This is a genomic window from Mesorhizobium argentiipisi (SeqCode), from assembly GCF_037179585.1.
GTDB lineage: Bacteria > Pseudomonadota > Alphaproteobacteria > Rhizobiales > Rhizobiaceae > Mesorhizobium > Mesorhizobium argentiipisi.
The window spans coordinates 67,258-85,387 of record NZ_JAPYKO010000023.1 but is presented as its reverse complement, the minus strand read 5'-3'; the positions used below and the strand labels follow the sequence as shown (position 1 = coordinate 85,387).

Annotated in this window: 29 protein-coding genes and 1 pseudogene; 15 read left to right on the top strand and 15 right to left on the bottom strand. The window is 60.7% G+C overall.

Annotated features, from left to right (window positions below):
• Positions 1–88 precede the first annotated feature (88 nt).
• The 3 genes from O7A05_RS25870 to O7A05_RS25860 form a co-directional block, all read right to left on the bottom strand.
• A complete protein-coding gene (locus O7A05_RS25870; RefSeq protein ID WP_337095772.1) occupies positions 89–1,399 on the bottom strand; it encodes an NRAMP family divalent metal transporter in 1,311 nt (436 codons plus the stop codon).
• A gap of 230 nt (positions 1,400–1,629) precedes the next feature.
• A complete protein-coding gene (locus O7A05_RS25865; protein ID WP_337095770.1) occupies positions 1,630–2,169 on the bottom strand; it encodes an inorganic diphosphatase in 540 nt (179 codons plus the stop codon).
• A gap of 391 nt (positions 2,170–2,560) precedes the next feature.
• A complete protein-coding gene (locus tag O7A05_RS25860) occupies positions 2,561–2,758 on the bottom strand; it encodes a hypothetical protein (protein ID WP_337095768.1) in 198 nt (65 codons plus the stop codon).
• 103 nt (positions 2,759–2,861) lie between these two features.
• On the opposite strand from O7A05_RS25860, the gene O7A05_RS25855 reads away from it, so the two are divergent.
• Complete coding sequence (locus tag O7A05_RS25855; RefSeq protein ID WP_337095767.1) at positions 2,862–3,071, top strand: hypothetical protein; 210 nt, start codon at positions 2,862–2,864, stop codon at positions 3,069–3,071.
• Between the two features lie 49 nt (positions 3,072–3,120).
• On the opposite strand, the gene O7A05_RS25850 is transcribed toward O7A05_RS25855, so the two are convergent.
• Positions 3,121–3,324 (bottom strand): CsbD family protein, encoded by a 204-nt coding sequence (locus tag O7A05_RS25850; protein ID WP_224714265.1) that lies wholly within the window; start codon positions 3,322–3,324, stop codon positions 3,121–3,123.
• A gap of 172 nt (positions 3,325–3,496) precedes the next feature.
• Between O7A05_RS25850 and O7A05_RS25845 the strand changes: the two genes are divergently transcribed.
• The 3 genes from O7A05_RS25845 to O7A05_RS25835 all read left to right on the top strand — a co-directional run bounded on the left by O7A05_RS25845 (position 3,497) and on the right by O7A05_RS25835 (position 4,819).
• A complete protein-coding gene (locus tag O7A05_RS25845) occupies positions 3,497–4,045 on the top strand; it encodes an HD domain-containing protein (protein ID WP_337095801.1) in 549 nt (182 codons plus the stop codon).
• Between the two features lie 237 nt (positions 4,046–4,282).
• Entirely contained in the window at positions 4,283–4,492 is a 210-nt protein-coding gene (locus O7A05_RS25840; RefSeq protein ID WP_140752028.1) for a cold-shock protein, read from the top strand.
• 105 nt (positions 4,493–4,597) lie between these two features.
• The gene (locus O7A05_RS25835; protein ID WP_224584540.1) at positions 4,598–4,819 is read left to right on the top strand and encodes a hypothetical protein; all 222 of its coding nucleotides are present in this window, start codon (positions 4,598–4,600) and stop codon (positions 4,817–4,819) included.
• 34 nt (positions 4,820–4,853) lie between these two features.
• Here the strand turns inward: O7A05_RS25835 and O7A05_RS25830 are convergent, their stop codons facing one another.
• Positions 4,854–5,192 carry a hypothetical protein gene (locus tag O7A05_RS25830; protein ID WP_337095765.1) on the bottom strand — a complete coding sequence of 113 codons (339 nt, stop codon included), beginning with the start codon at positions 5,190–5,192 and terminating at the stop codon, positions 4,854–4,856.
• A 268-nt stretch (positions 5,193–5,460) separates the two neighbouring features.
• Here O7A05_RS25830 and O7A05_RS25825 point away from each other — a divergent pair, with 268 nt between their 5' ends.
• The 4 genes from O7A05_RS25825 to O7A05_RS25810 all read left to right on the top strand — a co-directional run bounded on the left by O7A05_RS25825 (position 5,461) and on the right by O7A05_RS25810 (position 7,619).
• On the top strand, positions 5,461–5,703 hold the full coding sequence (locus O7A05_RS25825; RefSeq protein WP_337095764.1) for a hypothetical protein: 243 nt from the start codon (positions 5,461–5,463) through the stop codon (positions 5,701–5,703).
• Between the two features lie 51 nt (positions 5,704–5,754).
• The gene (locus O7A05_RS25820; RefSeq protein ID WP_337095762.1) at positions 5,755–6,828 is read left to right on the top strand and encodes a sensor histidine kinase; all 1,074 of its coding nucleotides are present in this window, start codon (positions 5,755–5,757) and stop codon (positions 6,826–6,828) included.
• A gap of 119 nt (positions 6,829–6,947) precedes the next feature.
• Positions 6,948–7,301, top strand: a complete 354-nt coding sequence (locus O7A05_RS25815; protein ID WP_337095761.1) for an SPW repeat protein — start codon at positions 6,948–6,950, stop codon at positions 7,299–7,301.
• Between the two features lie 144 nt (positions 7,302–7,445).
• Positions 7,446–7,619, top strand: a complete 174-nt coding sequence (locus O7A05_RS25810) for a hypothetical protein (protein ID WP_337095760.1) — start codon at positions 7,446–7,448, stop codon at positions 7,617–7,619.
• 113 nt (positions 7,620–7,732) lie between these two features.
• Here the strand turns inward: O7A05_RS25810 and O7A05_RS25805 are convergent, their stop codons facing one another.
• The gene (locus tag O7A05_RS25805; RefSeq protein WP_337095759.1) at positions 7,733–8,206 is read right to left on the bottom strand and encodes an Lrp/AsnC family transcriptional regulator; all 474 of its coding nucleotides are present in this window, start codon (positions 8,204–8,206) and stop codon (positions 7,733–7,735) included.
• A 136-nt stretch (positions 8,207–8,342) separates the two neighbouring features.
• On the opposite strand from O7A05_RS25805, the gene O7A05_RS25800 reads away from it, so the two are divergent.
• A complete protein-coding gene (locus tag O7A05_RS25800; RefSeq protein ID WP_337095757.1) occupies positions 8,343–9,134 on the top strand; it encodes a tryptophan 2,3-dioxygenase family protein in 792 nt (263 codons plus the stop codon).
• Between the two features lie 274 nt (positions 9,135–9,408).
• A pseudogene (locus tag O7A05_RS25795) lies at positions 9,409–9,749 on the top strand (DoxX family protein).
• Between the two features lie 88 nt (positions 9,750–9,837).
• Here O7A05_RS25795 and O7A05_RS25790 read toward each other — a convergent pair.
• The 5 genes from O7A05_RS25790 to O7A05_RS25770 all read right to left on the bottom strand — a co-directional run bounded on the left by O7A05_RS25790 (position 9,838) and on the right by O7A05_RS25770 (position 12,667).
• Complete coding sequence (locus tag O7A05_RS25790) at positions 9,838–10,143, bottom strand: hypothetical protein (RefSeq protein ID WP_224516117.1); 306 nt, start codon at positions 10,141–10,143, stop codon at positions 9,838–9,840.
• Positions 10,144–10,217: 74 nt separating this feature from the next.
• A complete protein-coding gene (locus O7A05_RS25785) occupies positions 10,218–10,487 on the bottom strand; it encodes a hypothetical protein (protein ID WP_224589212.1) in 270 nt (89 codons plus the stop codon).
• Between the two features lie 186 nt (positions 10,488–10,673).
• Positions 10,674–11,231, bottom strand: a complete 558-nt coding sequence (locus O7A05_RS25780; RefSeq protein ID WP_337095755.1) for a hypothetical protein — start codon at positions 11,229–11,231, stop codon at positions 10,674–10,676.
• Between the two features lie 156 nt (positions 11,232–11,387).
• Positions 11,388–11,714, bottom strand: a complete 327-nt coding sequence (locus O7A05_RS25775) for a hypothetical protein (RefSeq protein WP_337095753.1) — start codon at positions 11,712–11,714, stop codon at positions 11,388–11,390.
• A 308-nt stretch (positions 11,715–12,022) separates the two neighbouring features.
• A complete protein-coding gene (locus tag O7A05_RS25770; protein ID WP_337095751.1) occupies positions 12,023–12,667 on the bottom strand; it encodes a hypothetical protein in 645 nt (214 codons plus the stop codon).
• Between O7A05_RS25770 and O7A05_RS25765 the strand changes: the two genes are divergently transcribed.
• Positions 12,666–12,845 (top strand): hypothetical protein, encoded by a 180-nt coding sequence (locus tag O7A05_RS25765; RefSeq protein ID WP_337095750.1) that lies wholly within the window; start codon positions 12,666–12,668, stop codon positions 12,843–12,845. The genes O7A05_RS25770 and O7A05_RS25765 overlap by 2 nt on opposite strands.
• Positions 12,846–13,119: 274 nt before the next feature.
• Here O7A05_RS25765 and O7A05_RS25760 read toward each other — a convergent pair whose 3' ends face one another.
• Entirely contained in the window at positions 13,120–14,100 is a 981-nt protein-coding gene (locus O7A05_RS25760; RefSeq protein WP_337095749.1) for an IS1595 family transposase, read from the bottom strand.
• Between the two features lie 255 nt (positions 14,101–14,355).
• Between O7A05_RS25760 and O7A05_RS25755 the strand changes: the two genes are divergently transcribed.
• The 3 genes from O7A05_RS25755 to msrA all read left to right on the top strand — a co-directional run bounded on the left by O7A05_RS25755 (position 14,356) and on the right by msrA (position 15,756).
• Positions 14,356–14,724, top strand: coding sequence for a hypothetical protein (locus tag O7A05_RS25755; RefSeq protein ID WP_337095748.1), 369 nt, complete (start codon positions 14,356–14,358; stop codon positions 14,722–14,724).
• Positions 14,717–15,073, top strand: a complete 357-nt coding sequence (locus O7A05_RS25750) for a hypothetical protein (RefSeq protein WP_337095746.1) — start codon at positions 14,717–14,719, stop codon at positions 15,071–15,073. Before O7A05_RS25755 ends, O7A05_RS25750 begins: the two co-directional genes overlap by 8 nt.
• Positions 15,074–15,234: 161 nt before the next feature.
• Entirely contained in the window at positions 15,235–15,756 is a 522-nt protein-coding gene (gene msrA, locus O7A05_RS25745; protein WP_337095745.1) for a peptide-methionine (S)-S-oxide reductase MsrA, read from the top strand.
• 103 nt (positions 15,757–15,859) lie between these two features.
• Here the strand turns inward: msrA and O7A05_RS25740 are convergent, their stop codons facing one another.
• On the bottom strand, positions 15,860–16,054 hold the full coding sequence (locus O7A05_RS25740; protein WP_224516124.1) for a hypothetical protein: 195 nt from the start codon (positions 16,052–16,054) through the stop codon (positions 15,860–15,862).
• 169 nt (positions 16,055–16,223) lie between these two features.
• On the opposite strand from O7A05_RS25740, the gene O7A05_RS25735 reads away from it, so the two are divergent.
• Positions 16,224–16,484: a hypothetical protein gene (locus O7A05_RS25735; protein WP_337095742.1), complete on the top strand. Its 261-nt coding sequence runs from the start codon at positions 16,224–16,226 to the stop codon at positions 16,482–16,484.
• A gap of 26 nt (positions 16,485–16,510) precedes the next feature.
• On the opposite strand, the gene O7A05_RS25730 is transcribed toward O7A05_RS25735, so the two are convergent.
• Together O7A05_RS25730 and O7A05_RS25725 are read right to left on the bottom strand one after the other, a co-directional pair.
• Positions 16,511–17,056 (bottom strand): PAS domain-containing protein, encoded by a 546-nt coding sequence (locus O7A05_RS25730; RefSeq protein ID WP_337095741.1) that lies wholly within the window; start codon positions 17,054–17,056, stop codon positions 16,511–16,513.
• Between the two features lie 551 nt (positions 17,057–17,607).
• Positions 17,608–18,048 (bottom strand): GFA family protein, encoded by a 441-nt coding sequence (locus O7A05_RS25725; RefSeq protein ID WP_337095740.1) that lies wholly within the window; start codon positions 18,046–18,048, stop codon positions 17,608–17,610.
• Positions 18,049–18,130: the final 82 nt, after the last annotated feature.

Below are 18,130 nucleotides of genomic sequence, written 5' to 3'. Positions count from 1 at the left end.
AACATTCAATTCTGACCGAGATTCCGTTCGCGCAGTGTCCCTCCAGAGGACTGGTGGGCTGTAGCTCAGGCCTCCCTCGTCGCGGCACTCACAAGAACCATTGGGCGATCAGGCCGACCGACGACATGCCCATTGCCGATGTCGATAGCCAGCCCAGTGCGCGCAGCCAGCCTTGGACCGGGAATTCTCCCATGATGTCCTTGCGGGCAGCCATCAGCATCATCACGACCATGACCGGCACGGCGCACATGCCGTTTATCACGGCGCTCCAATAAAGCGCCTTGATCGGGTCGATCGGGGTAAACATGATCCCGGTGCCAAGGGCGGTCGCCGCGGCGAGCGTGGCGTAGAAGGCCGCTGCTGACCTCGGCTTGCGCTGAAGGCCGACCGGCCAGCGCAGCGCTTCGCCGACGGCGAAGGCCGCTGAACCTGCCAGCACCGGTACCGCCAGAAGGCCCGTGCCTATGATGCCCGCCGAGAAGATGATGAAGGCGAACTTTCCGGCAGCCGGCTCCAATGCCTTTGCCGCGTCGGTGGACGAAGCAATATCCGTCACCCCTGCCTTGTGGAGCGTGGCGGCCGTGGTGAAGATGATCGCGGCGCCGATGAGGTTCGAAAAGGCCATTCCAACCAGTGTGTCGGCGCGTATCCGGCCGAACGCTCTGGATGCCTGCCACGGCGCCCACCGCAGCGGCCTGGCTGTCGGCTTGAGTTCCTCCTCTTCGACCTCCTGCGAAGCTTGCCAGAAAAACAGGTAGGGCGAGATCGTTGTGCCGAGTATGGCGAGCAGAGTGGTGAAGAAGGTGCCGCTCCATTCGATGTGCGGGATAAACAGGCCCCTGGCAGCATCGATCCAGCTGACATTGGCCGCGAACATCGCGACGACATAGGCGAACAAGCTCAGCGTCGTCCATTTGAGGACCTTCACGTAGCGTGTGTAATCGAGGAAGACGGTTGCCCAGACGCAAACGATTGCGAAAGCAACCACGTAGAGCGAGCTGGGGCCGCCCACCAGCAGTTTCAATGCATCCGCCATCGCGCTGAGATCGGCGCCGATGTTGATGACGTTGGCGGCAAAAAGCAGCGCCACCACGACATATAGCAGCGAAGCCGGATAATACCGGCTGAGGTTGCCTGAAATTCCCTTGCCCGTGGTGCGCCCGATGCGAGCGGCGATCTCCTGGATTGCCGCCATCAGGGGGAAGGTGAACAGCATCACCCAGCCGATGTTGAACCCAAGCTGGGCGCCAGCCTGGCTATAGGTCCCAATGCCGGAGGGATCGTCGTCGGAGGCGCCGGTGATGAAGCCTGGCCCGATCGTGCGGAGGAACCGCTGGAAGGGACCCTTCGCCAACGTGCTGCTTTGTTCTCTGTCGATTTGGGAACCGATTTCGGTCATGGCAAGGCCGCCGGCGCGTGGTCGGCGGTCAGCGCGAGGTGCGCCATGGATTCGGGACGGCTGTTCCGCATTGCATAAGCACCGGCTAACGAAGGCATAGAGTAACCGGCGGATGGACGATCGGTTCCAGAGTGACCGTCACCTCGGCATGCGGGCCGAGGTCCTCATCCACATTTATTAGCGGCCGTTTCCAGCCGACCGTGCGAAAACCGCGCGGGGCAGGCATCCGCTCAATGCGAGAATTTTCGTTTGAAGGATTTCATCCCCTCCGCCAGCGAGGCCCTGGCCTCGGCGGCGTTCTGCCAACCCTTAAGCTTGATCTTCTTGCCGGTGCCCAACGCCGACGAAAGGAAGAACTGCTCTATTTCGCGGCGAAGATCCTGCGGGACATCTGTGATAGTGACGGGCTTGTCCTGTGCATCTTGCTTGTGCGGGCAGAAGATATACCTGTCGTTACGAACCTTCGAGCCGTCGGGATCTTGCTGCTTCACGCGGAGCGCGCCCAATAGATCGCATTTTATGACAACGCCCGGGGCGGCGGCGGCCTGATGGATGACGAGCCCGTCCAGTGGATCGCCATCGTCCCCCAATGTCGACGGCACGAAACCCCAATCATAGGGGTAGGTGTTTCCCACGGGAAGAGGGCGGGAGTATTCGAACACGCCGGTCTTCGGGTCATAGGCTAGCTTCGCGGCCGATCCCCGCGGCGTCTCGATGACCACACGAAATAGCTTACGAGAGGTTGCCGGAAGTCTGAGGTAATCAGCCATTTCGAATCGGGCGCCGCGCCTGGTCACTTGCGCAAGGTGAACTTTCACCGGCAGGCGAAGGTTCCATGGCGAGGATGCGTTGTAGATCGTCGGGGACAGTTGGAGGCGGGGCCAATCTCGGCAATCCGGTGGCAAGGCTAACTCATACGATTGCTCCGCCGGCACTTTCGCTCCGCAACGGAACATAAGCGCCGGTGGCGGGTTCGGGGCGCGGCGGCGGCATCCCTGTCGCCATCGGGGTCCCTCACTCCCGATAGAAGCCCGTCCGCTCACCCCTCCGGACGGGCTTCTCTGTGGGGGCAGAATTTCTTTTAGCCGGAAGAGATCGGCATGGCAGACAACAACGCCTGATCAGCAGCAGCAAGGGCAGGAGAAAACAGAAGAGCCTTGATCAGTGCCGGCCCTTAAGGAATCTGGCCTCGCGTACCAATGAAGTCCAATCGGTGCCGATGAGCCTGATCAATTCGCGAGCTTCGTCCTCCGAGATGTCCGTATCCTTGGCTAGGCGACGAGCAAGCAATTCGACATCGCCCCGCGCCGCTTTCCCGTCTCCGGTTTGGGCTTCGTTGCCGTCGTTTTGGCCAGCCATGTGCCACCTCCTCGATACGAACTGTCGAGCCGGCTGCATGTTTCATACACCCCGGCAATTTAATCTTTGACGGTGTCTCGCCAGCGGCAGGCAATGCGGTTTGATGCTAGTGTGGCTCGAGGTAAGTCGGATCGAGCTCGGCGTTCTGCTGCAGCTTCTGCCGGTCGAGGATCGTCACCGTGTGGTTCGCCGGTGCCGAAGGGGCAGGGTGCTCTCGGCCACGGTGGCCTTCGAAGCGAGCTTCATCCTCCACGCTTCCGGTTGGCTGGAGCAGGCCCGCACGGTGTCGTTCGCAAAATTCCGCCGCGATTGAAAAGGGCGTTGTCGCGAGACAGCGCCCTTCCTGGCTAGGCAATCGGCTGCTACCAGCCTTGGCGGCTGTACCATTCATCGATGTCGCGGCGCACGCGATCCTTCTCGAGGCCGTAGCGTTCCTGGATCTTGCCTTCGAGCTGGTCGCGTTTTCCCGCGATACGGTCGAGGTCATCGTCGGTGAGCTTACCCCACTGTTCCTTGACCTTGCCCTTCACCTGCTTCCAATTGCCTTCGACGCGGTTCCAATCCATTGCCGAACCTCCTGTTGCACACGGAAGGCTAACGGCGGTGCGGTCGCGAGGTTCCTGTCGCAAGGCTGTCTTGTGTCCGGCATTGGGCTCGATGGGGTCCGCGTCATATGAAAGCGCCAAACGTCCCATCTCAAAATTCGCAGGATGCGGCGGGAACATTCGCCCTGTGTCGATGTTCTTGCATGCAGGCGGCGCGCAGCCCCGCTCCCCCCGCGAAAGGCGCGCCACCGACCGGGTTCAGACCCGAGCAGCCCGCCTCGGCCGTCCCTCGCCGGGGCGGGCTTTATTTTTGATGATTGGAAGGAACATGCTTCACCGGGCAGCCAAGATCGCCGAGCAGGCCCATAGTAGCCAGAAAGACAAAACCGGACGACCCTATATCGAACATCTGAGGCGCGTCGCCGATGCGGTCGAGACGCTGGATGAAAAGACCGTCGCCTATTTGCATGACGTCGTAGAGAAAGGCGAGGGCTGGACCCTTGAGCGGCTTGAGCAGGCCGGCTTCAGTTCATCGGTTGTCGCGGCCGTCGATGCGCTGACGAAACGGATGGACGAAAGCGAGCAGGGGTTCATCTGCCGCGCCGCCTCGAACGCGCTCGCCAGGTCGGTCAAGGAAGCTGATCTGAAAGACAATCTATGGCAGGCACATCAGGCAGGGCTTTCTCCAGCCAGATATGAAACCGGCCTTGTGGTGCTCCACGGATTGAACGCCAGCGCTTAGGCGCGCTGGCGAGAGGCCGAATCCGCTTCGCATCCGGCCCGGACATGGCCCGAGTATTATTTCGGCCTCTCTTGCAAAAGTGAGAATTAAGCGCTACATACCGACAATCGATCTTGTTGAACGAACGTTGTTTTCGCGCTTCAGCGCCCAACGATATTCCCTCTCAATTTCGAAGAACCCGGCGTTTGGTCAGGTGACCAAGCGGCGATGATTTACGTCGATTGAAAGGAAATCGCAATGAGCTCTGGAACCGTAAAGTTTTTCAATTCCACCAAAGGCTTCGGCTTTATCGAAGTCGGCAATGGCCAGCCGGATGTGTTCGTTCATATCTCGGCCGTTGAGCGCGCCGGACTGCGCTCGCTGGTCGAAGGCCAGAAGGTCAGCTTCGATATCGTGAAGGATGCCCGCAACGGCAAAAGTTCTGCCGAAAACCTGCAAGCCGCCTGATCACAGCGCCTCGGGGTCCATGACCACGGATGTACTGGCATCGGCCTCGTAGGTGCGTTGGAGAAGGTCGGGCTTTGCCCGGCCTTTTTTGATTAAGGAGAAGAAATGAAGTCCCTATCGGATACCAGTCTGTTCAAGCCGGTTCCGTCTCGAACGGAAGCCAAAACCGACATGACGTCTCGTGTCGCGCGGCAGATCGTGGATCTGGAAGCAACTGCCAGGGAGGCCAAGACGAAGCGATTGCGCGCCGCCAGGCTGGCACAGGAAGCGGACGCTCCCGCGCCACCGCCGAAGAAATCCGTTTCGAAGCGCAACAAGAAGGCGTGAGCACGAATCCGGCGCCGGCCTGGACGGTTCTGCGCTATTCCCGCGTCAACTGCAGCAGATCGCTGGTGATATCGCCGCCGCACGTGCGGCTGTCCAAGATCTTTTCGAGATCGTTGCGGTTGTCTTGGCCAAAGTCGCTGGGCAGATCAATCGCCGTCCGGGCATCGTCGTCGAACTCGATCGGCGCACCATAGAGTTGGGCGACCTGCATCACCAGATCTTCGATGTCTTCGCGGGCGATGTTCTCGGTCAGATTGCTCAGCCTGATCTCTTCCGAAAGCCGGATGATGTTGACGATACCCTTGATCCGCAAGGCCCACTGGACCCTGTGATGAGCGTCGTCGCGCAACCGGATGGAAAATCGTTGGAACATGGAATGCCTCCTTTCCCTGGAGGTTATCCCTCAATCGCCATCATGCGTCGAACCATCCCGGATGGCAAGCAAAAAAGCTAAAAGGACTAGACAAATCAATCGGTTAGCATAGACCAACAAATGTGGTTTCGGTGCATCATTGGTTTCGTTAGTTCATCCCGCCTTTTACGGCATAAGCGTCCTTGACGCCCTATACGGCGAATCCTACTTCTACTTACAATGAGGCACTTACTCATTCGTGGCATTTTTGTCTGTGAAGGAGGCAGGCATGGCTGATCTCGAACGGCCGCAAAGGTTGCAGATCATGCTGACCGACGAGGAGCTGGCGGCGCTGGAGAACTGGCGTTTCGAAAAACGCATGCCGAGCCGATCGGCCGCGGTGCGCGAACTGTTGCGCCGTGGGCTTTCGTCGGACGGGTTTCTGACCGCCGACGCAGGCGCGAAGTCGCAGGATTTTGGCGTGATATCGGCGGAGAGGGTGGGCAATGGCTCCAGCGACTCCAAACGGTAAGCAGATGCCATCACCCGACGCGTTGCCGTGCCTCACCGTCGGCCCTAATTAATGAACATGACAAGTTATGGGGGGATATTCCGACAAAACGCCAATGCCGACGCGCGCCTCGCGGCGATCGTCGATTCGTCCTATGACGCCATTATTGGCAAGAACCTCAACAGCATCATCACCGACTGGAACCAGGCGGCCGAGCGCATGTTCGGCTATACCGCCGAGGAGGCCGTAGGCCAGTCTATCCTGATGCTGCTCCCCGAGCATATGCACAACGAGGAGGCCGAGATCATCGGTCGGATTCGCCGGGGCGAGGGCGTGGGGAGTCACGAGACGACGCGCAAGCGCAAGGATGGCTCACTGATCGCCGTGTCGATCACCGTGTCGCCGATCAGGAACAGCGCGGGCGAGATCATCGGCGCCTCGCAGATCGCCCGTGACATCACGCCCGCCAAGGAAAGCGAGCGCCGCATCCGGCTTTTGATGCGCGAGGTCAATCACCGCGTGAAGAACCAGTTCGCGGTGATCCTGTCGATGGTTAGGGAAACCAGCAAGCGCTCGACCGACCCAGGCGAGTTCGAGGAATTGATCCGGGCCCGCATCATGGCGCTGTCGCGCTCGCACGACCTTCTGGTCACCACGGAATGGGCCGGCGCCAGCCTGTTCGACCTTGTCCAGGAGCATTTGAAGCCCTTCGGCCACGAAGACCGCATCTCGCTTTCCGGGCCGCTTCTGACGCTGCAGTCGAATGCCGTTCAGAACCTCGGCATGGCCTTCCACGAGCTCGGCACCAACTCGTCCAAATATGGCGCTTTGGCCTCGGGGGGCGGTCGTATCGAAATCACCTGGAAGGTCGAGACCGGCCCGGAGGCGCAGCGCCGCTTTCATCTTCTCTGGCATGAGACATCCGGCACGGCCGCAACCGCGCAGAAGGCGCCAGAGCGCAAGGGCTTGGGCGAGCGCAAGGGGTTCGGCACAGTGGTGCTGCAGCGGGTGGCGCCGCAGTCGCTGAGCGGCTCCTCCAGCCTGGAGCGATCGCCCGACGGCCTTAAATGGACGCTTGACGCACCGATCGAGGCAATCGTCGTGCCTCAGCTCGGTATCGAAGACGAAAGCGATTTCAAGGGCTGAGGCGCCTGCGGCCGGCTCTCCCTTGCAGATCTGTAAAAATGCATTACATCATGTAACAGAGCGTGCAATGTCCACGCGGATACATTTGCTTTGGCCAAACTTCATTCATGGAGGTTGTCATGGCAATGATGGAAGCAAGAAAGACCCTGGACTGGATTACCCTGGTCCTCGCGATCTGCCTGTTCATCTCACCCTGGGTCATCGGATTCACCGCGGCGATGGTGCCCGCGTGGAACGCTTGGATCGTCGGCGTTCTCCTCGGCGCGCTGGCGCTGGCGACGCTTTCGGTGTTCGCCGAGTGGGAAGAATGGGTAAGTGTGGTCCTCGGGCTCTGGCTGATCGTGTCGCCCTGGTTGCTGCGCTTCGCGGCTGACACGAATGTCATGGCCACGCATGTCGTCCTCGGCGTGCTCGTGGTCGCGGCATCGGCCTGGGCCGTCTGGGACTTCCGTCATCCCCACGCGCATGCGTGAGCGGTGACTGAACGGGAGCCCGCCGCGCGAGCGGCGGCTCCTTGGACTTTGATCTCTTGGGCATGGGGCAAGGCGGCTGTTGCGGCGGCTTCACGCAATTGCTGCAACCGGAAACCTTTTCGTGCATTCTTGGGAATGGCCTCGATGCTCCACCCCGACACCCCCGCCAAATGCTGCTCCTATTGCGGCGGCCGCGACCATGAATTCGAGGAGTGCCCGAAACGCAAGGCCGACGCCGAGAAGGAAAAGGTGGAGCGGGAGCCCGAGCCGGCCATAGTCAGGTTCCCATATCCTCGTCCCGCGTTTTCCGACCAGTAGATCGCCTCGCGTCGCCATAAAGACACCATGCGGCGCGGGCCTGCGCGGCCGGCGTCCATGGCTCGATCGCAGACAGGGTACCGTCGAGCCGACGTCTCAATTTGGCGCTCGCCTTATCCCCTCTGCGCACGCGCCGCCGCCTCGGCGAACGAGATGTCGCCCTTGATCTCGCGCATTGCCATCGAAGTCACCGTGCGGCGCACACCGGGCAGGCGGCTGAGTTCCTCGCGCAGCATCCGGTCGAGCGCCATCATGTCGACGGTGACGATCTGGAGCAGATAGTCGGCTTCGCCTGTGGTGGCGTAGCAGCGGCGGATCAGCGGGTGCTTCTTCACCGCCGCTTCAAAGGCGTCCGACACCTCGAAGTCGATCGACACCTGAATGAAGGCCTCGATGCCGAAGCCGATCCTGGCCGGGTCGATGCGGGTCGAATATCCGCGGATGACGCCGGCCTCTTCCAGCGCCTTCACCCGTTTCCAGCAAGGCGTCTTGCTCAAGCCGACCTCCTCGGCGAGTTCGCCGAACGAGATGCGCCCATCGCGCTCAAGCGCGGCGACTATTCTACGGTCGAGAGCGTCCAGCGTCATTCGTTCTCCAATATGACGGAAGATGCAGAGATCGTCCTTCACTTCACGTCACTTGAATAACAGAAAGGAACAATGTTCAAGCCGAAAGCGCTATCCTTGTCGCCAGGTCGAAAACCTGCCGCGAGGAGGCTAAGCCATGGACAAGACGGACTATCACGCCCGCATAGAGGCGCCCGAGATGCGCGACTACGGCGTCTATCTGAAATGCGACCGGTTGCTCGCCTGCCAGAAGCCGCTCGCCGAGATGGTCAATGCCGACGAATTGCAGTTCCAGATCGTGCACCAGGTCGAGGAACTTTGGATGAAGCTCATCGCCTATACGCTGGTCGATGTGCTCGACTATCTGGAGAGGCAGGACACCCACCGCATCATCACGCTGATGGGCCGCGTGCACCGGCTGATGCGCATGATGACGGCGCAGCTCGATCTCCTGGAGACCATGTCGCCCAAAGAGTATCAGCAGATCCGCCTGCAACTCGGCAATGGCAGCGGCCAGGAATCGCCAGGTTTCAAGCTTTTGCTGCGCCTGCCGCCGGATCTTTGGCGGGCCTTCAGGCATGCCTATCTCGACGGCCGCGGGCTGACCGTGGCGGATATCTATGACGAGCATTACGACCACGGGGATTCCTATGTGGTGGGCGAGGCGCTGATCGAATTCGACGAGCTGTTCCAGAAATTCCGCGCCAATCACCTCTATCTCATCCACCGCTCGATCGGGCTGGGCGCCAAGTCGCTGAAGGGACGGCCGGTGGAAATCCTCGAGGGCGGCGCCCGCCATCGCTTCTTCCCCGAGCTCTGGGACATTCGCTGCGACATGACCGACCGCTGGGGCGCCGAATACGGCACCGTGCGGGAGTCGATCAGCCATCCGCCGCAGGTTTCTCCTTCTCCCCTTGTGGGAGAAGGAGGCCGCGAAGCGGCCGGATGAGGGGTGTTCCAGGGAACACCGACGTCTCACTTTGCTGGAACACCCCTCATCCGTCTCGGCGCTGTCGCGCCGATCCACCTTCTCCCACAACGGGAGAAGGCGAGGCGCCGCGTCCTCGCCTCGAACAATTTTTCCACCGCCTGTCGGAACCTTCTCCCTGCGCCCGTCCTTGGGGGCATCACTGCTTCCACCATCCGGAGGGACACTCGTGGAAAACACTCAATCGACCTGGCAGACCGTTGCCATTCTCATTGCTCGCCTGATCTTCGCCGCCATGTTCGCGATGGCCGTCGCCTTCAAATTCATGGATATGAGCGGCACCGCCGGCTACATCGCCGCCGCCGGCTTTCCATTCCCGCTGTTCCTGGCCTGGTGCGCGGCGATCCTCGAAGCGCTGCTGGTGATTGGCTTCCTCACCGGCGCCTTCATGACGCCGTTGGCGCTGATCGGCTCCTGGGCTTTGCCTTCCATGGCCCGTCCCACTGGGCCGGAAACCAGGCCGAGTTCGGCGCCTTCATGTCGCATTTCCCGTTCGCCGCCGGCCTGCTCTACGCCGCCGTCCACGGCCCGGGCAACGTGCTCGCGCTGCGCCAGGGCTGGCCGGGCCGGGCCTGAACCCTTCCTTCTCCCCGTTTACGGGGAGAAGGTGCCCGAAGGGCGGATGAGGGGCGGCGCCAGCATTTCAAGGCGCCTTCCCATGGCTTCACATCTGATCGTTATACGGCTCCTTCATCTGCCCGACCATGCGCGCCAGCTTGGAGAAGGACGGCATGTCCGCTTCCGGCTGGCACTGGTTGGCGAGCTCGAGCAGCCGGATCGGGAAATTGATGGCGTCGCGGTTCGAGGCGGAGATCGCCTCCGAACGCTCCTCGCCGGTCTCGCCTGCTTCGGCCTTGCGCAGCGCGATGTCGATTTCCTCGACCGTGAGCACGCCTTTCTTGACGAGCACATGGTTGACCGCGGCGACGGCCATCAGCAGGCCCTCGAGTTGGAGATTGGCGACGTTCATGGCGTTCTCCCATTGACCTCGCCTCAAGAACGCATGAGCGGCGTTTCCGATCCGAGCGGGGACGCCGGCGCGGGCTAAGCCTCCATCCACCGCTGGCCATACTCGCTCCAGAGCTGCCTGATCTCGCGGTTGCCGAGCGGCGGCGTCTGGCGGTCGCCATAGAAAACGGCGACGGCGCTGAGGTCGTACTGACCCTCGGCCTGGGCGATGAAACGAATCGCTTCGCCCAGTGGTCTCGAATGGAAGATCGGATCGGCCTGGCCCCGGCCCAGGCTGCGAACGCCCGAAATGCTTGCAGGCACATGCCGCATCCGAAAGACGGATGCCATGGCAGGTCTGTCCATGCTGCTCTCCGCGATTCCCTTAGGGAATGATCCCATAAGCTCCGGCTAATGACCAGCCCGGGACAACCGGCCACAGCCGGAGGCAGGGAACAACAAAGAAGAAGGCCGGGCGCGATGGCCTGGCCTTTCTTTCCGCGCGGCCGCAAGGCATCTCGCGCTAAACACCGTTGATCGGTTCAGCCGCTGCTACGTGTGCCAGCGGCGCAGCCAGTCCGGCTCGGGGTCGTCGGTTCGGCTGATCGCCATGCCGGCCAGTAGTCCGACCAGGCCGCCGATCAGCATCGCCGTCGAGAAGGTGCCGGGGTTCTGCTGCACCGTTTCCGAAACGCTCTGCGCCTGGCTGCGCAATTGCCGGGCCGCGCGGGAGGCGCGATCCGATGCGCCGCTGTAAAGGTTGGAGGCGCGGTTGGAGGCGCCGCTATAGAGGTTCGACGCGCGTTCGGCCGCGCTCTCATACCAGCCATTCGCGGCCTCCGCTTGCTCCTCGGCTTTGTCGGCCAGCGCGCGGTTCAATCGGCCGACCTCCCGCTTCAACTCGGCGATCTGCCGCTTCATTGTGCCTTCGGACGCCCTGGAGGAAGCCGCGCTGCTGCGCGATGCGCTCCCACTGCGCGATGCGCCGCTGCGCGAGGCGCCGCTGCTGCGCGATGCGGCGTTACGGGGACGGGCCGCGCTGGCCGGGCTGGTGCTCGGGGTGCCGGTGCCGTTTGCCGCGCCGCCGCTGCTGCTTTCGTTGTCTGCCATGGGTTTCTCCTTTGTGCCCTTGCAACGGTCGGGAAGCTGCATGGTTCCCCGCCGGGATTTCCATGCCTGCAACCAGGGAGCCGTTCACGAGACAATGGCCGAGGAGCTTGCTTCCACGGCCATTGGAGCAACGAAACGTTTTGTCGAGCTGCAGTCCTACTTGCCGCAGTTCTTGTCGTTCACGTTCGGCTGCGTCGTGCCGGCGGTGGAGCTGCCAGCGTCGCCCATCGAGCCCTGAGGACTGTTCGGACAGTTCTTGTCGGCGTTCGAATTCATGTCGCCGCTGGTCACGCTGCCGGTCGTGCCGGTATCGGGCGCCATCTGGTCAGGCGACGGCGTGGCCGGCGTCTTCGGGTCGACGGTGATGGTCTGGCCGCTGCCGCCCGTGCTGTCATTGCCGCTGGTAGTGCCGGCGGTCTGGGCCATCGCCGCGGTGGCGAGACCGATCGTCAGGGCCGAAGCTGCAAGGATCTTCGTAAGCATGATCTTCTCCTCTGTGCGAGACGGTTCGTCTGTCGCGCTGCGACCAAGGGTGGAACCCATCGGACCAAGGTTGGTTCCGACGAAATTTCGCCCCGCTTTCGGCTGGCGGCTCAATCTAGGGCTGTGGGACGCGGCGCCGTCGTTGTTGGAGGAGGGCGCGTCTTGAGGGAGGTGTTTTCAAATGATAGGAAATTTTGCCTAATTATATACTTGACGTACCGAGCTTGAAATGAGACATGATTCGACCGACAGGCTGGCAGATATCTACGAGGAAATTTTGGGTCTGATCGAAACGCATTGCGAGGCGATCAGCGCCGTTCGGGCGCGTGTTCTCGCGGCGCAAATTGCGTCCCTGATGGAACTCCATAAACGTCCTGCAACTGCAGCCAAAGCTGCATCCCCTCACGGAGAAGCTCACTGAACCGATCTGCGCAAAGGTTGATTTCAGCCGAGCGATAAAAATAGTCGGCGCCCATAGGCCATCCTTCTATAAGATCGAACTTTCTCTTCCTTGTCGAGTAATAGGAAGGGCCTAGGTAATAGCCAGAATGTTTGATACCGTGCTTTTCCAGTGTCATGCCATGCACCATGGCATGCACGATCTTATTGCGCTCCTTGTTGGCTTGCGCGAAAGCAGATAGCAATTTTTCAACTTCTGCTTTCATTTCAAGATTCTTTTGCGTTTCCTTGCGCTTTAGGAAGAACTCTTCGGAGGCGATCTGAACCAGATCTAGGCGGCCTAAGAAATTTGATGGAGTACCATATACCTGTGATGCCGCGAACGAGGGCGTCTCACAAAAGAACTGAAAAAGCCGGCACAATATGACTTCACCGTGTTCCCATTCGGAGGACGCTCGACCGACCGCTATCCATATGGTTGCCTGATTGGGGTCGCCTAAATATTGTGGTGAGGGCTTCTTGCGAGAAGGCGGAGTCCAGTCAGAGATTGTCATGACAATAACCCCCAGAGACAAAGACCAGGAAAAGGGCGACGAGGTATTGCGCCGCCTTTTGAAAACGCCGCCAGACCATAGGACGGCCAAGAAGCCGGTTAACCGGCCGTTAACCGAGAAGCCTGCAAAACAGAAACCGGGCGGCAATCCCGCGAAGAACGACCGCCCGGAAGACTAGTGACCTAGGTCACTTCGGCTTTTTGATAGTCTCAACAATATGGGTTCTCGGATGGGTCACGGCGGTTTTAATCGTCGTGAAACGTCCGTTACCCGCGTTTCGACCAATCTTGCTCATGCGTATCACCTCCTTTCCCGGGCAGTGGCCCGCGCTCAGAGGTGTGCCCAAGAGGTGTGGCGAACGAATCGCAAGACTCGCGAATAATGAGGGAAACGCCTACTCAGAGTCGAGTCGGCGTTTCTTGCGAAGGCGAAGGAATTTTCGCGCTTTTTGCTTAGGCGTGACTGGTTTCACCAATCCGCCGATAGGTGAGACGCTTGTCGCGAGCCATGCGGAGCAGATCGGCGGCGCGTTCGGTATCTGACACTTTCAACGCGGCGCGGCGGTTATAGCGGAAATCGAACTCGGCAAGGTAGCGGTGCAAATGAGCCTCGCCGCAATGCTGGTAGACGCCGATCATGCCGCGCTTGAAGACTGAAAACACGTTCTCAATCGTGTTTGAATGGACCGTCTCGCCACCTTCGTAGCGAACGTATTCGCCGCCCGCATGATTGGTCGTCTTGTGCGAGGCGTATTCCTCGCCAGTACGGGTATAGAGACGCGAGGAGTCGGTGTAGAGGTTCGAAGCGCGGTCCACATTGCGCACCAGAACATCGCGCACGGTCGAAGCCGTGGCGTCGTTCAAATGGAACATGCGCACGTTGCCGCCGCGCTCGACAAGACCAACGACAATGCGCTTGTGTGCACCGCCACCAGATTTGAGATAGGGCCGACCCTTACGCTGCGGCGACGGCGTGCGCGGCGTCTCGCGCTTGCCAATGTAGGTTTCATCGGCTTCGACCGTCTTGCCTTCGCCACCAAGCGGGCCGGACGACTTCACGTCTTCCTTCATGGCTTCGCGAATGCGGTGCGCCATGAACCAAGCGGTCTTGTAGGTGACGCCGAGCATACGGTGGAGCTGGTGCGCCGACATGCCTTTCTTGGACGAGGCGTAGAGATGCGAAGCCAGCACCCACTTATTGAGCGGGATTTTGGAACGCTCAAAGACGGTGCCGACAGTCACAGAGAACGGCGCGCGGCATTCGTTGCACTTGTAGACACCGGGGCGCGTAGATTTGCCGGCAAGTTTGGTGATGCGCTCGGGATTGGCATTGCCGCAATGAGGGCAATAGGGCCCGTGCGGCCAATGGATGGCTTCCAAGTGTTCGCGGGCCTTGTCGGCGTCGTGGTAAATCTCGGCAGTTAGATCGAACATTGCGGTAACTCCTTGGGTTTGTTATCGCAAATCCGCTCTGGTACGTCAAGTATATAATTAGGAAATTTTGCCTATTGGCTATTGCCCGGTGAGGGCAGCTATGCTACTATTTTGTCCATGGTGCTGATTTGCGCCGACGACCCGCCGCCCGGCGGGTTTTTGTTTTCTTGTCTTTCGAAGCTCTGGCAGGAAAGAGGGGCGCGCGAAACAGCGCGGCGCTTCCGATTGCCGGGGTGGTTTCACCTTGAGGCCTCCATGCCACGCTATGCCACCATGATTATCGCCGATGACGGCGCCGAGATTGTCAGCGCCATCGGCGAATTCGAGAGCGCAAGCCTGCCGCACGGTTCGGGCCGCGTCGAGCAGGTCGCGCCCGGCGTGCGCATCGGCATGGTGCGTGGCGGCACGGTCGATGCCGTCGCCGGTTTCGGCTTTCCGCCCCAGGGCCTTAGCCCCTCGGCAGCCCGCGCCGCCATCGCGACATTGAAGGCAATGGCCGCGCCGGCGGCCGACGGCGAGCCCGCCAAGCCGACACGTGCCAAGCCGCGCAGGAAACCTGCGCGCAAGCTGCGCAAGGCTAAGGCGGCAAAGGTCGCGGCATCCGATGCGGCTGCCCATGGCTGATGAAAACGAGGCCGTGCTGCGCAAGCCCGCTGGCGCGAAGCGGGCAGCGCGAAAGCCGCAGGCTTCCCGCGTCGATGCCGCTTTGCCCAGCCGCCCGAAGCGCCCGCGAAAGACGCTCGTCGACGACTTCGCGACCGCCCTTCGCGCCGACTTCCGCGCCCATGGGGTCGGTGTCATCGCCGCGGTCAGGGCGGAAAAGCCGGACCAGTATCTGAAGGTCGTGCTGACGCTGCTGCCCAAGGATTTTTCGCAACGTGTCGATGCCGATAATAAAACCAGTGTCGAGCAGTTGTCGGACATCGTGTTCGAGGTGGTGGTGCGAAGATTCAACCAAGCTCCGGATTCCTAATCCAAGCGCGGCGGAGGCGAAGCCGCGCAGGCGTTGATCGGCAGATCGTCGACGCCGGATACGACAACACTTCGATCCCGGTGTCCGCGTTCGCCCCTTCGAGCCGCTGGAAGAATCCAGGCGCAGCGCCTATCTATGGAGCAATCCAAAGGAGGTATGACATGGCTTCTTCCACCGAGCGCGCGGTCCTTGCCGGCGGCTGCTTCTGGGGCATGCAGGATCTGATCCGGCGCTTGCCCGGCGTGATCTCAACGCGAGTGGGCTACAGCGGCGGCGATGTCCCCAACGCCACCTACCGCAACCACGGTACCCACGCCGAGGCGATCGAGATCATTTTCGACCCGGCCAGGACCAATTTCCGCACGCTCCTCGAATTCTTCTTCCAAATCCACGATCCGACGACGAAGAACCGCCAGGGCAACGATATCGGCGCGAGCTATCGTTCGGCGATTTTCTACACCAGCGATGAACAGAAGCGGGTCGCCGAGGACACGATAGCCGACGTTGACGCGTCCGGCCTGTGGCCTGGCAAGGTCGTCACCGAGCTCGCCCCGGTCGGGCCCTTCTGGGAAGCGGAGCCTGAGCATCAGGACTATCTCGAGCGCTATCCCAACGGCTACACCTGTCATTTCGCGCGGCCGGGCTGGAAGCTTCCGGTCCGCCAACAGGCGGTCGCGTCATAATTAGGGCTGTTTGATATAGCCAATACGCGTTTTGATCCGCTCGCCGTGCCGCAAGGCATGGCGGGTTTTTTGCGTTCCGGCCTGCCGCCCGGAACGAGCAGGCTCAGCCCTTGGCGCGGCGGCCTTCCTGTTCGTGGCTGCCGATCCAGTGAGCGCGGATGCGGTCGCTTGCTTCGAGGTAAGCCATGTCGATCAGGTAGGTCAGAAGCTTCTCGCCATCAGCCTCGGCCTTCTGGCGAAGTTCTCGCAAAATCCCCTGCGCAAACTGCAGGTTTTCCATTTTGCTAGGCTGGTCCATGGGTGCCCCCCAAATGCATGCGCGGTAAGTTTGGCTCATTATGCTTGTATGAAGATTGTGGCCCCGCTCGCGGCGAAGCTGTACTCGGTTGCACCGATGCCCGATCAACGAACCTGTTGGACATCGGGCGGAAATGTCGATATTTTACGCGCCCAATCGGATAGCGAGCATGCACGAAGACGAGGGCAGCACTCCTGACAAGTTGCAAGTCATGCTTGACGTGATTGCCAGGAGCGGGTCCTCGATCGAGAGCGGGCAGGCCGATTTCGGCCGGTTGAGGGCCGATGCCGCCAAGGCCGCCGGCGTGCTGATCGAATTTTACGGCGATGCGGCCCTGGAGCGGGCCAGGCTCATCGAACGCCGATCGCCCCAGTCGCATTTCGCGCGCATGGTCACGGCTGAAGTCGGCAGGCGCGGCAAGCGAAACTAGCCTTGAAACAATCGGCGAAAGTGGCTTCAGGACGATCTTCGCCTCCTCAGCCTTGGGCCAAGCCGTTGCTCGACCTCTTCCTCGATATTATCCAGAAGATAGGACACCAGGTCGTGTCCGATCGATCGCGCTATGTCCTTGGCCCGCCCGACATGGTTGTGGATCTCGCGCAGCGCCTGCTCCTCGCCCGCGGCATCGTTCGTTAGATCAATGAACCAGCCAGGATAGAGGGCCGCCTCGCCTGCCTCGTCGGCGTAACATTGGCCGACGGCCAGGATCTTGCGCAATCCCATCTTTTCGGAACGGACCCTATAGACCTCCCGGAAGCCGGACCTGCGCTCCACGGCCTTGCGGATAGCCAGCCGAACCCTTGAGCGGTCGTCCTGATCGATGCTTTGCATGCATCGCTCCAGCGACGCGCCGTGCGAGAATTCGTCGAGCGTAAAGCCGAAATAGTCTGAAAGATTGGCGTCGCCATAGACACGGTCACGTTTGATGTCCCAGGTCCAGAACCCGTCGACCGGCGGATACCGCATATGCATAGTGCGGCCGTGTTCAGGCGCCGACTTCACGAAAACCGCCCCGTCCGGTCTCAAGATTCGCCAGTATTATGTAGCAAAAAAGGGAAGAAACAAAGATGGCCTTTTGTACAAGGTGGGAAGTCATAAGGCTTGCTGCGGGTGAAAAAGGCGGGACGTCCTATTTGATATGACCAGAAAAGAGAGCGGGAAGGGAATTTCTTGAGCCGAAAGAATTTTCACTTTGGTATTGCAACCGCAGCTTGATCTTTCACATGATAAACGCGACGGACGAGCTGGCGAAAAAATTCCAGAGTGGGATTGCCGCAACAAGCATGGTTGAAAATTTCTTATATTTTGTGAAACGAGCAAAACTTTTTGCGTCGAGTGCCTGGGCCCATCCAGCCCATGGCCTCATGTTCTGCCGCACTGCAAACGTTAGCGGCGGCCGATTGGCCGTCAACCGACCGCTGGTTGAAAAGCAAAACTTCGAGGAAAGTCCGAGCATATCAATCCACAGTCGAGCACATTTCCGGATTGCCCGGTGGCGGCCGCTAGACTGGAGGTCGTTGTCGTCCCCGACCAACGTCCGCCAAGAGCCCGACCTAGGCTGACCTTTGCTGTGGATCGACGCCGGGTTCATCACCTGCAGCCGAATCATCGGCGACCCGGTCATGCTCGAACTGACGCGCCGCAGGCAGAGGTTGCAACCAGGGCTCGCGGCGTCCGATCCAGAGTTCGTAGCTGGGCACCAACCCTTCGGTTGGCGCAATGTCCAGACTGCCGATCGTGACCTCGGCCTCGTCATCGCTGACGAACGGAACGCGGCTTCCGCAGGTGGGGCAAAAGCTTCGAGTGCCATAGCTGCTGGTAATTCCGGTGGTTTCGAACGCTCGTAGCGGCCATACGGCGTAGGCATGAAAGGCCGATCCGCTTGTCTTGCGGCAGTCCTTGCAGTGACAGAGGCCGACCCGGAGCGGCTCGCCAGTGACGCGGAACTGCACGCCGCCACACAGGCAACTGCCGCTGCGCGCGATTTCAGGCATTGCCGTTCCTCCTGCGGTTATGCGCAGAGCCAAGTTTCTCTCGCGCCCGGGCCCGCTGCCGGCTGCTAAAACCCGCAAGAGC